Source organism: Agrobacterium sp. CCNWLW32, assembly GCF_037083425.1.
Classification (GTDB): Bacteria; Pseudomonadota; Alphaproteobacteria; order Rhizobiales; family Rhizobiaceae; genus Agrobacterium; species Agrobacterium radiobacter.
In genome coordinates, this window is record NZ_JBAOJM010000001.1 from 43336 (window position 1) to 58472 (window position 15137).

At 59.6% G+C, this 15137-nt stretch carries 15 protein-coding genes; 8 read left to right on the forward strand and 7 right to left on the reverse strand.

Annotated elements, in window-relative coordinates; all coding sequences use genetic code 11:
- Window positions 1-117 precede the first annotated feature (117 nt).
- Window positions 118-549 (reverse strand): very short patch repair endonuclease, encoded by a 432-nt coding sequence (locus tag V6R85_RS00210; RefSeq protein ID WP_111835049.1) that lies wholly within the window; start codon window positions 547-549, stop codon window positions 118-120.
- 84 nt (window positions 550-633) lie between these two features.
- Between V6R85_RS00210 and V6R85_RS00215 the strand changes: the two genes are divergently transcribed.
- Both V6R85_RS00215 and V6R85_RS00220 read left to right on the forward strand, forming a co-directional pair.
- Entirely contained in the window at window positions 634-1809 is a 1176-nt protein-coding gene (locus V6R85_RS00215) for a DNA cytosine methyltransferase (protein WP_111835050.1), read from the forward strand.
- Entirely contained in the window at window positions 1799-2377 is a 579-nt protein-coding gene (locus tag V6R85_RS00220; RefSeq protein ID WP_111835051.1) for a GIY-YIG nuclease family protein, read from the forward strand. Before V6R85_RS00215 ends, V6R85_RS00220 begins: the two co-directional genes overlap by 11 nt.
- Window positions 2378-2800: 423 nt before the next feature.
- On the opposite strand, the gene V6R85_RS00225 is transcribed toward V6R85_RS00220, so the two are convergent.
- The 3 genes from V6R85_RS00225 to V6R85_RS00235 form a co-directional block, all read right to left on the reverse strand.
- Complete coding sequence (locus tag V6R85_RS00225) at window positions 2801-3814, reverse strand: NAD(P)H-quinone oxidoreductase (protein ID WP_162695601.1); 1014 nt, start codon at window positions 3812-3814, stop codon at window positions 2801-2803.
- A gap of 88 nt (window positions 3815-3902) precedes the next feature.
- Window positions 3903-5705: a GGDEF domain-containing protein gene (locus V6R85_RS00230; protein WP_003508995.1), complete on the reverse strand. Its 1803-nt coding sequence runs from the start codon at window positions 5703-5705 to the stop codon at window positions 3903-3905.
- Between the two features lie 183 nt (window positions 5706-5888).
- Window positions 5889-6125, reverse strand: coding sequence for a ribbon-helix-helix domain-containing protein (locus V6R85_RS00235; RefSeq protein WP_003508994.1), 237 nt, complete (start codon window positions 6123-6125; stop codon window positions 5889-5891).
- A gap of 369 nt (window positions 6126-6494) precedes the next feature.
- Between V6R85_RS00235 and betI the strand changes: the two genes are divergently transcribed.
- The 3 genes from betI to betA all read left to right on the forward strand — a co-directional run bounded on the left by betI (window position 6495) and on the right by betA (window position 10445).
- Window positions 6495-7130, forward strand: coding sequence for a transcriptional regulator BetI (gene betI / locus V6R85_RS00240; RefSeq protein WP_003508993.1), 636 nt, complete (start codon window positions 6495-6497; stop codon window positions 7128-7130).
- Window positions 7127-8608, forward strand: a complete 1482-nt coding sequence (gene betB / locus V6R85_RS00245; RefSeq protein ID WP_099085583.1) for a betaine-aldehyde dehydrogenase — start codon at window positions 7127-7129, stop codon at window positions 8606-8608. Before betI ends, betB begins: the two co-directional genes overlap by 4 nt.
- Window positions 8609-8795: 187 nt before the next feature.
- Window positions 8796-10445: a choline dehydrogenase gene (betA, locus tag V6R85_RS00250; RefSeq protein ID WP_111835053.1), complete on the forward strand. Its 1650-nt coding sequence runs from the start codon at window positions 8796-8798 to the stop codon at window positions 10443-10445.
- A gap of 3 nt (window positions 10446-10448) precedes the next feature.
- Here the strand turns inward: betA and V6R85_RS00255 are convergent, their stop codons facing one another.
- Entirely contained in the window at window positions 10449-10748 is a 300-nt protein-coding gene (locus V6R85_RS00255) for a type II toxin-antitoxin system RelE/ParE family toxin (protein WP_060723898.1), read from the reverse strand.
- On the reverse strand, window positions 10745-11017 hold the full coding sequence (locus V6R85_RS00260) for a YlcI/YnfO family protein (RefSeq protein ID WP_060723899.1): 273 nt from the start codon (window positions 11015-11017) through the stop codon (window positions 10745-10747). The genes V6R85_RS00255 and V6R85_RS00260 overlap by 4 nt, the downstream gene beginning before the upstream one ends.
- 151 nt (window positions 11018-11168) lie before the next feature.
- Between V6R85_RS00260 and V6R85_RS00265 the strand changes: the two genes are divergently transcribed.
- Window positions 11169-12512 (forward strand): chloride channel protein, encoded by a 1344-nt coding sequence (locus V6R85_RS00265; protein ID WP_162691570.1) that lies wholly within the window; start codon window positions 11169-11171, stop codon window positions 12510-12512.
- A gap of 4 nt (window positions 12513-12516) precedes the next feature.
- On the opposite strand, the gene V6R85_RS00270 is transcribed toward V6R85_RS00265, so the two are convergent.
- Window positions 12517-13269, reverse strand: a complete 753-nt coding sequence (locus V6R85_RS00270) for a DUF3750 domain-containing protein (RefSeq protein WP_336376934.1) — start codon at window positions 13267-13269, stop codon at window positions 12517-12519.
- A gap of 73 nt (window positions 13270-13342) precedes the next feature.
- Between V6R85_RS00270 and V6R85_RS00275 the strand changes: the two genes are divergently transcribed.
- Window positions 13343-14341, forward strand: coding sequence for an asparaginase (locus V6R85_RS00275; RefSeq protein ID WP_060723902.1), 999 nt, complete (start codon window positions 13343-13345; stop codon window positions 14339-14341).
- A 134-nt stretch (window positions 14342-14475) separates the two neighbouring features.
- Complete coding sequence (locus tag V6R85_RS00280) at window positions 14476-15096, forward strand: glutathione S-transferase family protein (RefSeq protein WP_078051121.1); 621 nt, start codon at window positions 14476-14478, stop codon at window positions 15094-15096.
- Window positions 15097-15137: the final 41 nt, after the last annotated feature.

Consider the following 15137-nt stretch of genomic DNA (forward strand, 5'->3'; position numbering starts at 1 on the left):
GGGCGCTTTCCTGTTGTTGACCTGCCAAAGGGCCACCATTCGCGTGAAACTTTCGCCAATCAAGAGAGTTGAACAGCGTACTGGGAATTTCTGCAGCGTGAGGATTGATTTGACGCCTCAGATTTTTTCTTCAATTTTGGGCGGCAGGCGATCGAGCAATAGGGCAGTTATGCCATCCTTATCCTTTAGTTCGCACTCCCATACGGTCGCAACAATCCAGCCGAGCGTCGTCAACTCCGCCTCAGTTTTCGTATCTCGCGCTACATTACGTGCTACCTTTGTCACCCAGTAGTCGGTGTTGGTCTTCGGCTTACGCGCCCCTCGAGAACAGCCATGGCCATGCCAGAAGCACCCTTGGACACGCATCACCGTTTTCGTTCCAGGCATCACGATATCCGGCGTCCCTGGTAAATCCTTTCGGTGCAATCGGAACCTGATCCCCAGAGCGTGAAGCGCTCGGCGAACCATCAACTCGGGGGTCGTATTCTTCGACCGAACTAACGCCATTTCGGCGCTCTTCTTTGCTGTGGGCAAGCGGTTGCTGGTCATCGTTGAACCGTGCTAGAGTAGGAACAAATCAGAAACCAATTTAGTTCATCGTTCGGTGAACACAATGCGCGGTGTGAGGATTTTATGTCCACGACCTTTTCATTTTACGAGTTTTTTGCCGGTGGTGGAATGGCGAGAGCCGGTCTTGGTTCCGATTGGGAGTGCCTCTTCGCGAATGATTTTGACGGCAAAAAGGGGCTGACATATCAAGACAATTGGGGAACCGGCGGCGAGCTTTTTGTTGGCGACGTTCGCAAGGTGACCGCCGATATGCTTTCGAACACCGCTGATCTTGCTTGGGGTTCATTCCCCTGCCAGGATTTATCTCTGGCTGGTGGCGGGGCTGGCCTCCAAGGTGAACGGTCTGGGACATTTTATCCGTTCTGGGACGTAATGCGCGGTCTGATCAGTAACGAACGTGGCCCCAAAGTGATCGCGCTTGAGAACGTCTGCGGCACCCTAACCTCGCATCGTGGGGGCGACTTCCGGGCGATCTGCCAGACATTTTCGGACGCTGGCTACCGCTACGGAGCGCTGGTTATTGATGCAGAGCTGTTTTTGCCACACTCTCGTCCGCGCTTGTTCGTGGTAGGCGTTCGCAAGGACATTGAGATTGATCCTTGCCTATTGTCTCCCGGCGCAACAATACCATTCCACACTCGCGGTCTTCAAAATGCGTATGCGCGCATCAGTGAGAGTGCGAAGGCTGATTGGGTTTGGTGGAACCTACCTTCTCCGCCACTCCGTACCACGACATTTTCGGACATTGTCGAAGATCACCCCGCTGACGTGAAGTGGCATACTTCTGTTGAAACCAACAGACTTCTAGCCTCGATGTCGCCCGTCAATATTGCAAAAGTCGAAGCTGCCAAACGAGCCGAACGACGTGTTGTCGGTGGTGTGTACAAGCGTACGAGACCTGATGCCAATGGGCGTGTTGTTCGCGCTGAGGTCCGTTTTGATGATATCGCCGGATGCCTTCGTACGCCGAATGGCGGATCTTCGAGGCAGACGATTTTGGTGGTTGAGGGTGAACGTGTCCGGTCGCGATTGATTTCTGCCCGTGAGACTGCTCGATTAATGGGCCTTGCTGAAAGCTACCGTCTACCAAAAAAATACAACGAGGCTTATCACCTAACGGGGGACGGCGTGGCGGTCCCTGTTGTTCGGTTTCTCTCTCATTATCTCTTCGAGCCTCTGGCTATTGGGAGATGCGTGGCAGAGACAGGTAGCGGCAAAGTGACATCCGTTGGCCGTTAATTTTGCTTTCCGAAAGAGTGCAGTACGATCGCTCACTAACCGAATCGGCGTCTATGTCCTTGCTGACCTAGACAACGTGCCAATCTATGTTGGTCAATCAAAAGACGGCATTCGCTCGCGAGTGGCCCGTCATTTGACGTCCGCCCGCTCAGACATCATCGCTAATCGTCAGATCGACGTCTGGGAGATAGCGTTTGTTTGGGCTTTTCCGGTTGAGGACAAGGGGGAAATTAATAGCCTCGAGGCGGTGCTGTTCCATCACCTCGATCCGTGTTCTCAGTTGATGAATGGTACTCTGCCCAAGAGGCCTGTCGAGCTTCCTGAAATGCCCAAGCCATTCCAGATCGTCCAAGTGATGTCGGACGAGGAAATCACGGATCGGAAGCAACCTGAACAGCGACTTCCCAGACAGGCAAGCCATTACGCCCAAATCGTTGGCCATTTTGTCGCCGTCAAAAATTCCTCTCAGGTCGCTCGCGCGATGAACGCACACTTTGAACGCTTGAAGCGGTATCATCGACTGCTGCTCGGCAAGGCGGAGGAGATGCCGGACGATAAGGACGAGTAACGTTTGCGGTCGGGTTGATTGGGTACAAATTGAATTGCCAGCTAAAAGGCTGAGTTTCCCAGTTAGAAATCCCATAACTTAGGAGAAACTCGAGGCGACACCTTCCACCTCCGGGCTGAACCTATTCACACTCAGCTATCGGTAGCAGGAAAGGTAGCCAGAAACGGAAAAGGGCCGCCGAAGCGACCCTTCCATGAGCTTGGTCCTGTTTACAGACCCGGGACTGTTTCTCAACGTTCCGAAGGCAAGATGTTTTACGCCGAGGGCTGCCCCGTCGAAAACACACCCTTTCCATTGCCTGCACCAGAGACCGAAATCTCATTAGACATTGGATCACCTCCTTCCGATACGTTGAACATAACTAGAAGGTAGTACGATTCGTCAGTAATGCAAGAGGGGTTACTTATAACGGGCGCCCGGGCATTACGACACCCGCATCACGATCTTGCCGATATGATTGCTGCTTTCCATCAGCCGATGCGCTTCCACAACCTCGTCCAGCGTGAAGACCCGGTTGATAACAGGCGCGACCTGACCGCGCTCGATGAGCGGCCAGACCTCTGCGATAAGGTCGTCGCGGATGGCGCGTTTTTCGTCCGCCGTGCGGGGACGCATGGTGGAGCCGGTGACGGTGAGGCGTTTGACCATGATCGGGGTTAGATTGACCTTCTCGGCCATGGCACCACCCAGAAAGGCGATGATCGACAGGCAGCCATCCTTGGCGAGTGCCGCAAGGTTCTTTTCGAAATAGGCTGCGCCGATCATGTCGAGAACGACATCGACGCCCTTGCCGCCGGTTTCGGATTTAACGATCTCGGCGAAATCCTCCTCGCGGTAATTGATCGCGCGCTTGGCGCCGAGCTTCACGCAGGCCTCGCATTTTTCCGCCGAGCCCGCCGTGGCATAGACTTCGGCGCCAAAGGCTTTCGCAAGCTGGATGGCAGTCGTGCCGATACCGCTGGTGCCGCCGTGGATGAGCACGCTTTCCCCTTCGGTAAGGCCTGCCATCTGGAAGAGATTGGCCCAGACAGTGAAGAAGGTTTCCGGCAATGCGGCCGCTTTGACGGCGTCGTAACCTTTGGGGAAGGGCAGGGCCTGCCCGGCGGGCACGGTGCAATATTCGGCATAAGCGCCGCCATTGGCGAGCGCGCAGACCTTGTCGCCCAGCGCAAATTCATCGACGCCTTCACCGAGAGCGACCACCTCGCCGGCGATTTCGAGGCCGAGGATCGGGCTTGCATCCTTCGGCGGCGGATAGGTGCCCTGCCGCTGCGCGACATCGGGGCGGTTGACGCCCGCCGCCTCGACCTTCACCAGAATTTCGCCTTTTGCGGGTTTCGGTAAAGGCGCTTGCGAAAGGCGCATCACCTCCGGGCCGCCGTGGGAGGGAAGGTCGATGAAGCGCATTTTTTCGGGCAGGGTCATAGTGTTGGGCATGGCCAGGGGCAACTCCTCACTTGTCGGCGTCGCCTGAAGATGTAGGTCAGATGCGCCGTCGAGGGAAGGTGGCCCTTTGCCGCTGATGTCAATTTGTCTCGCCGAACACCCGGACGACGAAGCCGCTTTCATTTTCCTTCGCAGCGGCCTTCACACCTGCGATCTCGCTGCCGATACGCTCGGGATTGGCGATGATCAGCCCCTTCGGCAGGGTGAGGACACCGATCGAGCAGCGCAGCAGCGCGAAGTCACGCTCGTTGCCGTGGCGGTCCTGGCCTTTCATGCAGCCGGCGGCGCGGTCTTCGTCCGAATAGAGTTCGGCGACATCGTCGTGAAAATCGCTGAGCAGCCGCTCTAGGATTTCCGTCAGTTCTCCTACCGACCAGTCACGCACGCCGATGAAGAAGTCGTCGCCGCCGATATGGCCGAGGAAACAATCACCGGCAAAAAAGTAGCGGCGCATCAGAGCCGAAAACAGGGTGATGGCGTGGTCACCGGCGTTGAAGCCGTATTTGTCGTTGAAGGGTTTGAAATTATCGAAGTCGCAATAGCAGAAGAAACGCGACTCGTCGCCGTCGCTGCAGCGGTCGGCAATGAAGCCGCCAATCGCGCGGTTGCCGGGCAGCGCCGTCAGCGGGTTCTGGTCCTGCGCCATCTTCAGCTGTTTTTCGTTGATGACCTTGATGAGCGAGGCCGCGGAAACAATGCCGGCGTAACGCATGTTTTCGGTGAGGATGATGCAGGCGCTGCCGCCCATGCTGGCGAACATGTTCATCAGCTGGTCGGCATCCGCATCGAGGCCGACGATCGGCGCGGGATCGACGAAATGGGAAATGGTGCGCTCATAGATCTTGTTCTTGAGCAGGTCGCGGCCGAAGGGTCGGTAGATATATTCCTTGAGGTGATATTCGTTGATGACGCCGCGCGGTTCGCCATTGGCGTTGAGAACCGGGAAGAAGGCCTGCTGCGGATTTCTGCGGAACAGTTCGAAGACGCTGTCGACGCTGTCATGCTCGAAGACGGTGGGAAGGCGCTCTATTTCCCGGCGGATGAGAATTTCATCCAGCGTCTGGCTGCTGCGTCGCGCCACGCCGATGCGGTTGATGTGGGGAAAGCTTTCAGGCAATTCGCTGGTGAAGACAGTTGGCCTGGCGATCAGCCAGCCCTGCACCAGATCGACGCCGAATTCGCGGCAGGTCAGAAATTCCGCTTCGGTCTCGATGCCTTCCGCAATGACCCTGACGCCGAGAACATGGGCGATGTTGACGATGTTGCGCACAAGGTGCTGCTTGCGCGGCAATTGGTCGACGCCGGTGATGAAATGCCGGTCGATCTTCAGGTAATCCAGCGGGAAGTCGCAGAGCAGCTTCATCTCGCCGTGACCGGCGCCGAAATCGTCGATTGCCAGCTTGAAGCCTTCCTTGCGCATACGGGCGATCAGCGCCGTGAACTCCGGCACGCTGGTATTATCGAAGCGTTCGGAAAGTTCAAAGCAGATGGAGGAGGCCGGAATGCCCGCCCGCGCCAGATGGCCGACGAGCTTGTCCAGAATGGCGTCGCCATGCGGGATCAGCCGTACATCGAGATTGAGGAACAGGGTGGCGGAGGAAAAATCGGGCAGGGTGGAGAATTTTGCGAGCGCCCGGCTTGCCAGCATCTGCTCGAAGGCCTTCAGCTCGCCATCTGCAGCAGCCTGGTCGAGAAGCGCCAGCGGATTGGAAAAACCGAGCCGATCATGGCCGCGCATCAGCGATTCATAACCGAAGATCGTGCCCGTCGTCGCCTCGACAATCGGCTGGAACGCCGTTTCGAGCACCAGCTTGGCCATGGGAAACATGTGCCCGGAGGCAAAACGCCTGATGACATCGTTCTCCAGCGTGACGGCCTGCATTTTATTCTCCGCTGTTGCCGGTCCCCATGTGGCTAACGTAAGGGGAGCCTGTCTCTTTTGCGGCGAACAATCGCAGATTACAGGTCAACAAAAGCTTTCACGACTGTGAAGCTTTGATGAACGTTTTGTTACAACCCCATAAGCATGTGGGCCCATGAGCATGTGGGGTTGTTGCGTCGGGCCTCATGCGCGGCGGACGTGCCCGGTGTGAGCGGCGTAGAGATCCGCGACGTTCATGCGCTCCCGGTCTGCCTCGACAGACTCTGCGGACTCGGTGCCGACGCCATGTTCAGCGGAGGCCGCCCATAGTCTCAGCGCTGCCCTGACGACCTCGCTGCCGGATGCGTAAGCGCCGCAATTCACGGCCTCGCGCATTCTTGCTGCCTGTTCCGGGGAAATCGATACTGTTACCATTGGCATGATATCACTCCCTTCTTTAAACGCTGCGAGCGGTCCTTCGATGTCCGGTTTGCGGATCGGGCGCCGTCGTGGTCTAGGCGGGCGTTTTTATCGTCTTTCGTCTGGCGCCGCTTCCAGCGAAATTTGTATCATCAGCGATATTAGCACGAAACGCGTTCCATTCCCAATTCGCAGTATATCACGGTTTAGTTTTTCCCCCGTGAACCGGGCGGCAGCATGGGGTTCGCCGCGCTGGCCGATGCCTGCGAAACTATCACTGTCCGGCGGCGGAAAATATGATCCATCGCAAATCAGCGACATAAAATGGCGCGTTTTTTATTGATTGATTGATCAATCAAGAATAATTTGCCATCCGTCAAGGAGACCCCTATGCCCAAGATCGGAATGGAGCCTTTGCGCCGCAAGGCGCTTGTGGATGCGGCGCTTCGCACCATAGGCCACCATGGTTCGCTGAATGTGACAATGTCTGATATCGCCCGGGAAGCGGGCGTGTCGGCCGCGCTCGCGCATCATTATTTCGGCAGCAAGCAGCAGCTTCTTCTGGAAACCATCCGCAGTCTGCTGCGTGACTTGAGGCGCGATGCCGTGGCGGCGCTGACCCGCGCTTCCGGCCCGCGTGAAAGGCTGAGCGCCATCGTGCATGTCTCCTTCCAGAGCGACCAGTTCACGCCCGAAACGGTGGCGGCATGGCTCGCCTTTTATGTCGAGGCGCAGCGTTCGGAAGAAACCCGCCGCCTGCTGGTGCTTTATTCCCGCCGCCTGCGCTCAAACCTCATGGCGAGCCTCAACCGGCTTTGCCCGCCGGACGATGCCGCGCGCATCGCGGAAGGGGCGGCGGCTCTGATCGACGGGCTTTATATCAGGCACAGCCTGCGTTCCGCCCCGCTTGGCCTCGCCTCCGCGCCGGCGCTGGTCGAGGATTATTTCGACATGCAGCTTAAATCTTTTCCCGATGGACAGCGCCCGAAGCCGTCCATCCGCGTTCTCAAGGAGACTTCGACATGACCATCGCCACGCCGCTCAAGGCGCAGCCGAAAGCCTCGCATTTCATCGACGGGGACTATGTCGAGGATAATACCGGCACACCGTTCGAGAGCATCTTCCCGGCCACCGGCGAAGTGATCGCAAGGCTGCATGCGGCGACACCTGCCATCGTCGAGCGCGCCATCGCCTCGGCCAAACGCGCGCAGAAGGAATGGGCGGCGATGAGCCCGATGGCGCGCGGCCGCATCCTCAAACGCGCCGCCGATATCATGCGCGAACGCAACGATGCGCTTTCCACGCTGGAAACGCTGGATACGGGCAAGCCCATTCAGGAAACCATCGTCGCCGACCCAACCTCCGGCGCCGATGCTTTCGAATTCTTCGGCGGCATCGCGCCGTCCGCCCTGAATGGCGATTATATCCCGCTCGGCGGTGATTTTGCCTATACCAAGCGTGTGCCGCTCGGCGTCTGCGTCGGCATCGGCGCCTGGAACTATCCGCAGCAGATCGCCTGCTGGAAGGCCGCGCCCGCGCTGGTCGCCGGCAATGCCATGGTCTTCAAGCCCTCGGAAAACACGCCGCTCGGCGCGTTGAAGATTGCCGAAATCCTCATCGAAGCCGGCTTGCCAAAGGGCCTGTTCAACGTCATCCAGGGCGACCGCGACACCGGCCCGCTTCTGGTCAACCACCCCGAAGTGGCCAAGGTCTCGCTCACCGGCTCCGTGCCGACCGGCCGCAAGGTGGCCGCCGCCGCCGCCGGGCATCTGAAGCATGTGACCATGGAACTCGGCGGCAAGTCGCCGATGATTGTCTTCGACGATGCCGATATCGAAAGCGCCGTCGGCGGCGCGATGCTCGGCAACTTCTATTCCTCCGGCCAGGTCTGCTCGAACGGCACGCGCGTTTTCGTGCAGAAAAAGGCGAAGGAGCGTTTCCTCGACAACCTGAAAAGCCGCACCGAGGCGATGATCCTCGGCGATCCCCTCGATTACGCCACCCATCTCGGCCCGCTGGTCTCCAAGGCCCAGCAGGAGAAGGTTCTTTCCTATATCGAAAAGGGTAAGGCGGAAGGAGCGACGCTCATCACCGGCGGCGGCATTCCCAACAATGTCTCGGGCGAGGGCGCTTATGTGCAACCGACCGTGTTCGCCGATGTGACCGACGATATGACCATCGCCCGCGAGGAAATCTTCGGGCCGGTCATGTGCGTGCTGGATTTCGACGATGAGGACGAGGTTATCGCCCGCGCCAACGCAACCGAATTCGGGCTGGCCGGCGGCGTCTTCACCGCCGATCTCGCCCGCGCCCACCGTGTGGTGGATCAGCTGGAGGCGGGCACGCTGTGGATCAATACCTATAATCTCTGCCCGGTGGAAATACCCTTCGGCGGCTCCAAGCAGTCCGGGTTCGGGCGGGAGAATTCGGCGGCGGCGCTGGAGCATTATAGCGAGCTGAAGACGGTTTATGTGAGCACGGGGAAGGTGGACGCGCCTTATTAAGGCAGCGTTGCGGATTGGGGCTTACCCCCCTCTGTCCGGCAGGACGAGCCGTATCACTTCACCCTCGAAATTTGAGAAGGGCGAAACCTGGCCTCAGATCGATCTCCCCCCTTGAGGGGGAGATGTCCGGCAGGACAGAGGGGGGTAACCCCACCCGCACATGAGCCATTGAGAGAGAGCACAAATCATGCAGGCAGATTACGTCATCGTCGGTTCGGGCTCCGCAGGCTCCGCCATCGCCTATCGCCTGTCGGAAGACGGTCGTTATTCTGTCATCGTCATCGAGGCAGGCGGTTCCGATTTCGGCCCCTTTATCCAGATGCCCGCCGCACTCGCGTGGCCGATGAGCATGAAGCGCTACAATTGGGGTTATCTCTCCGAGCCCGAACCCAATCTCGACAACCGCCGCATCACCGCCCCGCGCGGCAAGGTCATCGGCGGCTCGTCCTCCATCAACGGCCTCGTTTACGTGCGCGGCCACGCGGAGGATTTCAACCGCTGGGAAGAGCTTGGCGCGCATGGCTGGGCCTATGCGGATGTGCTGCCTTACTTCAAGCGCATGGAGCACAGCCATGGCGGCGAGGAAGGCTGGCGCGGCACGGATGGGCCGCTGCATGTGCAGCGTGGCCCCGTCAGCAATCCGCTGTTCCACGCCTTCATTCAGGCGGGCGCGCAGGCGGGCTTTGAACTGACGGACGATTATAACGGCTCCAAGCAGGAGGGTTTCGGCCTGATGGAGCAGACCATCCACAATGGCCGCCGCTGGTCCGCCGCCAATGCCTATCTGAAGCCGGCGCTGAAGCGCGGCAACGTCACGCTGGTCAATGGTTTCGCCCGCAAGATCGTCATCGAGAACGGCCGCGCCGTGGGTGTCGAGATCGAACGCAAGGGCGTGGTGGAAACCATCACGGCCAATCGCGAGGTCATCCTTTCGGCCTCCTCGTTCAACTCGCCGAAACTGCTGATGCTTTCGGGCGTCGGTCCTGCTGCGCATCTGGAAGACATGGGCATCGAAGTGAAGGCGGATCGTCCGGGCGTCGGCGCAAATCTTCAGGACCATATGGAGTTTTATTTCCAGCAGGTCTCCACCAAGCCGGTCTCGCTTTACTCCTGGCTTCCATGGTTTTGGCAGGGCGTGGCGGGCGCGCAATGGCTGCTGTCGAAAGGCGGGCTTGGCGCCTCCAACCAGTTCGAGGCCTGCGCCTTCCTGCGCTCCGCGCCCGGTCTGAAACAGCCCGATATCCAGTATCATTTCCTGCCCGTGGCCATTTCCTATGACGGCAAGGCGGCCGCAAAAAGCCATGGTTTTCAGGTGCATGTCGGCTACAACCTGTCGAAATCGCGCGGCGACGTCACCCTGCGCTCCGCCGATCCGCATGACGACCCGGTCATCCGCTTCAACTATATGAGCCATCAGGAAGACTGGGAAAAATTCCGCCATTGCGTGCGCCTGACGCGCGAAATCTTCAGCCAGAAAGCCTTTGACGATTTTCGCGGGCCCGAAATCCAGCCGGGCGAAAATGTCGGGACGGATGAGGAAATTGACGCCTTTTTGCGGGAGCATCTGGAAAGCGCCTATCACCCCTGCGGCACCTGCCGGATGGGCGACAAGGACGACCCGATGGCCGTCGTCGATCCCGAATGCCGGGTCATCGGAGTGGAGGGCCTGAGGGTTGCCGACAGCTCCATCTTCCCGCATGTGACCTATGGTAACCTGAACGGCCCGTCGATCATGACCGGCGAAAAGGCGGCGGACCACATTCTCGGCAAGACCCCGCTGCCGCGTTCCAATCAGGAACCATGGGTGAACCCGCGCGCGGCCGTCAGCGACCGGTGAGGATCAATGGTAGTCGTCCTCGCGCTGGTGGCGGACGGCGGCAATGGTGACGGTTTCCGGGCCATCAATGCGGAACAGCACGATATAGCCTGATGAACCGAAGGGCAGGAGGAGCTCGCGTATGAGGCTGTTTTCGGCAGATGCCTTGCGGCAACTGAAAGGAAAATCGCCGAGAATCTCCAGTCCTGCTCTTATGGCGCGGATTGCTTTCTCAGCCACATCGATGTCGTAGGCGATCAGAAAATCATAGATGCGATCAAAATCGGCCAAGGCTTCTTTGGTATAGCGAAGCTCATACGTCATTTCCGCTTCGCGGCTTTCGCAGCATCAAGTTTCTTTTGCATCATCGAAAGAACATCGTCGGTGCTATAATAAATGCCGGTGCGCTCCGCTTCTTCGAGTGACGCCAGCCCGCGCGCAATGAATTCCGCCTGCGATTTACGGATTTGCACCTGCCTGCGCACGGACTCTTCAACGAAGGAAGAAAGCGTCTCGCCTTCCTTCAGCACGCTTTCAGCAGCCTCGCGAAAATCCGCCGTCACCCGCAGCGAAGGGATCGTTGCCGTTTTCATGTCTACGTCTCCGTGCGTTGCAATTGCGACGCAAAGAATGCGCCGATGGGGGCGACCTGTCAAATGCAAAACCTTGCAATCACGTCCGGGGAGGCAGATAAACGGGCATCCCGCCCGAGAAACAATACCGAAATCACAGATCTGGACCGCCATGCCCGTCGACTACAAAAAGCTGAAGATGCTCCGCCGTTCCCGTGTCGTGTGGGGTTCATGGCGGGTGTGGAGGCCGAGGGCGGTTTTCTGGATTGGCGCGATCGCTGTCGGCCTTATCAGCGTCGGCTTTGCATGGCTTGCGGATCGGGCCCAGCACCTTTTCTTCGCGGCGACATCATCGGGTGAATGGGCGTTTCTGCTGCCGCTCATAATCACGCCGCTCGGCTTCACCCTGTGCGCATGGCTTGCGATCACGGTCTTTCCCAATGCCGGCGGTAGCGGCATTCCCCAGGCCATCGCCGCCCGGCACCTGCGGGATGATGCGGACCGTTCGCGGCTTCTGTCGCTGAAACTCGCTTTCGGTAAGGTGGTACTGACGGTTGCCGGCCTACTCTCCGGCGCCTCCATCGGCCGAGAGGGGCCGACGGTGCAGGTCGGGGCTTCGATCATGCTACAGGCGGCGCGCTGGGGCGGCATGGCGCAGGCAAAGGGTCTCATCCTCGCGGGATCGGCGGCGGGCATCGCGGCGGCGTTCAACACGCCGCTGGCCGGCATCGTCTTTGCCATCGAGGAGATGAGCAAGACCTATGAATCCCGCGCCAACGGCCTTGTGCTGACCGCCGTCATCCTGTCGGGCCTCGCCTCGCTGGCGCTGGTCGGCAGCTATACCTATTTCGGCACCAGCTCCGTCATGGCGAAAACGACGATGGACTGGCTGCTGGTGTTGATCTGCGGTGTCGGCGGCGGCGCATTTGGTGCGCTGTTCAGCGCCGCGGCCCTGCGACTGTCCGCCCGTATCAGGCGTTTTGCCCAGACCATGCCGCTGAAGCGGATGCTGGCCGTGGCGGCAGCCTGCGGCCTTGCCTCTGCGGCAATCGGAATAGCGTCTGGAGGCGCGACATTCGGAACCGGCTATGAACAGGCACGCGCCACAATCGAGGGTGAGGCCGCACCGGCATTCTTCTTCATCGAAAAACTGGCGGCGACCTTTCTGGCAATGATGTCAGGCATCCCGGGCGGCATCTTTGCGCCCTCGCTGTCGGTGGGCGCGGGTTTCGGCAGCACCATGGCCACCTTGCTCGGCACCAGCATCGGCCTTGGCGCGATCGTCGGCATGGCGGGTTATTTTGCCGGCGTGGTGCAGGCGCCGATGACGGCCTTTGTCATCATTCTTGAAATGACCGGTAATCATGAAGGCGTCATGCCCATCATGGCTGCATCGATGCTGGGATATCTGACATCGCGGCTTTTCTCCCGCGAGCCGCTTTATCATGGCCTGTCGCGGGTCTTCATCGCCCAGAGCATCCGCGCCAGACGCGCCGCTCAGGCCAGCGAAATGTAACGGCTTAGGCGCGGATGCCCGCCACGCCGAAATAACCGAGCCCTGGTATCTTCACGCCGGGGCGGCCAAAATCGATGCCGGCGACAAGACCGAGAAAATTGACCTCAAAACCGCTGCGGGTGCCTGCCGAAATGCCGAACAACCCGCCCAGCGAAACGCTCGCATCCTTCCAGTCGTCGGCGATGTGGTAAAACGCACCGTCCGGCAGGTAGTCGCGCCCCACCGCGTCCGGCGGCAGCACGACGCCCAGTTTCGGCACGCTGCGCAGCACATGGGCGACGAAGGTGTTGGAGTTGGGGCCGGGATAGATGCGATAGCCGCCCGGCCGACCATAGGGGTAATCGGCAATCGCCTTTTCGATTTTCGGGATCAGCTTTTCCGCTTCCGCGCCGTGAATGGCCACCACCTGACGCGGCATGTTTGAATACCAGTAGGCGTTCGCCGCATAACCATTATGGCGGATCGGCGTGCCCCAGCCCACCTTGTCGTAACGGTCATAGCTCGTAGCACGCGGCTTTTTCAGCACGACCCAGGCGTGGCTGGCGACGGGGCCCTTGAAGCCACCGGTCATGGCGGAAAAGACGTAGACCGCGGCTTCTCCATCGCTCGACGCCACCGGCAGCATGCCGGAGGACGACCATCTTGCGGCGTTCCAGCCGCGCGGATGGTCCTTCATGGCCCATAGCCCCGCCGATGCCAGTGCCGGCAGCAGATAGATAATGGCAATCGCCAGCAGCAGACGTTTTGCAAATTTCACTGACAGCCCCGTGCATCGAAAAATCAATTGCGGTATCAACGACATAAAATCAGAATTTTTTGAGGCTGAGAGAATGAACAATTCCGTTACCGTCGAAGTCACCAGGGGCAATCTCGTCGAAAGCCGCCATCAGGGTCTTGTCGTGGTGGTGGATGGCGATGGCGGCGTGCTGTTTTCGTCTGGTGATATCGAGCGCGGCATCTTCCCGCGTTCCGCCTGCAAGGCCATGCAGGCGCTGCCGCTGGTGGAAAGTGGTGCTGCGGATGCCTATGGTTTCGGTAACCGCGAACTCGCATTCGCCTGTTCGTCCCATTCCGGGGAGGACGCGCATGTGGAACTCGCCGCTTCGATGCTTGCGAAGGCGGGCAGGGATGTGGATACGCTGGAATGTGGCGCACACTGGTCTTCGGACCAGAAAACCATCATCCACCAGGCTCGCACACTGGAAAAGCCGACAGCGCTGCATAATAATTGCTCCGGCAAACATTCCGGTTTCATCTGCGCCTGTTGCCACACCGGCACCGATCCCAGGGGCTATGTCGGTTACGATCACCCGCTGCAGCGGGAAATCCGCGCCACGATGGAAAGCCTGACGGGTGCTGCTCTCGGCCAGGACAATTGCGGCGTGGATGGCTGCTCCATCCCCACCTATGCCGTACCGCTCAAAGGGCTGGCGCATGGTTTCGCGAAGATGGCGACGGGCAGGGGGCTGGAAGCGGGTCGTGCGACAGCGTCGCGTCGTCTCATTGAGGCCTGCATGGCGGAACCCTTTTATGTGGCGGGCACCGGCCGCGCCTGCACGAGGCTGATGCAGATCGCGCCGGGAAAAATCTTCGCAAAGACCGGCGCGGAGGGCGTTTTCGTCGCCGCCCTGCCGGAAAAGGGTATCGCCATGGCGGTGAAATGCGAAGACGGTACGACACGCGCGGCCGAAGCCGTGGTATCCGCACTGCTCGCCCGCTATTTCGATGAAGGCAGCGCCGAGCAGCAGGCGCTGAGCAGCATGGCGAACCGGCAGATGCGCAACTGGAACGGCATCCACGTCGGCGATGTCAGAGTCGTCGGGCTCTAAATAACCTTTGACGCGGCCGGTTGCCGGCACGATGATGACGTGCCCTGTATGTGACGGCCATCCCATGGCCGCCGCGGGCCGGCGTCCGCATGAGGAAGAAACGGGCGCTTCATTGCTTTGGAGGTCGCATATCCATGTTCACACTGTTCTTCTCCCCCGGTTCCTGCTCCCGCGCCAGCCATATCGTGCTTGAGGAATCCGGCCTGCCTTACAAGGCCCATCGCGTCAATTTCGCGGAGGGCGAGCAACGCTCCGAGGCATTTTTAAAGATCAATCCCAAGGGCCGCGTGCCGGCGCTGGCCACCGCAAGCGGCGTGCTGACGGAGACGCCCGCCATTCTCGCCTTTATCGCCCAGATGGCGCCTGAAAAGAAGCTCGCGCCGCTCGATGATCCCTTCGAATTCGCGTTGATGCAGTCCTTCAACGCCTTCATTTCTTCGACCGTGCATGTCGCCCATGCGCATGGCCGGCGCGGCAGCCGCTGGGCGAATGAGGATAGCTCGCTGGCCGATATGAAGGCGAAAGTGCCGCAGACCATGGGCGAGTGCTTCGAACTGATCGAGCACGGCATGCTGCACGGCCCATGGGTTCTTGGTACGGCCTATTCGGTTGCCGATCCCTATCTTTTCGTCATGTCCGGCTGGCTGGAAAGCGATGGCGTGGATATTGCCCGTTTCCCGAAGGTGCATGACCACTTCCGCCGCATGAACGACCGCCCGGCGGTGCAGCGGGCGCTTGCGGGGGAGAGGGGCTGAGAGGCCCCAGCTCGGTCTTGTGGTTGCTCCCTCATTTCTGT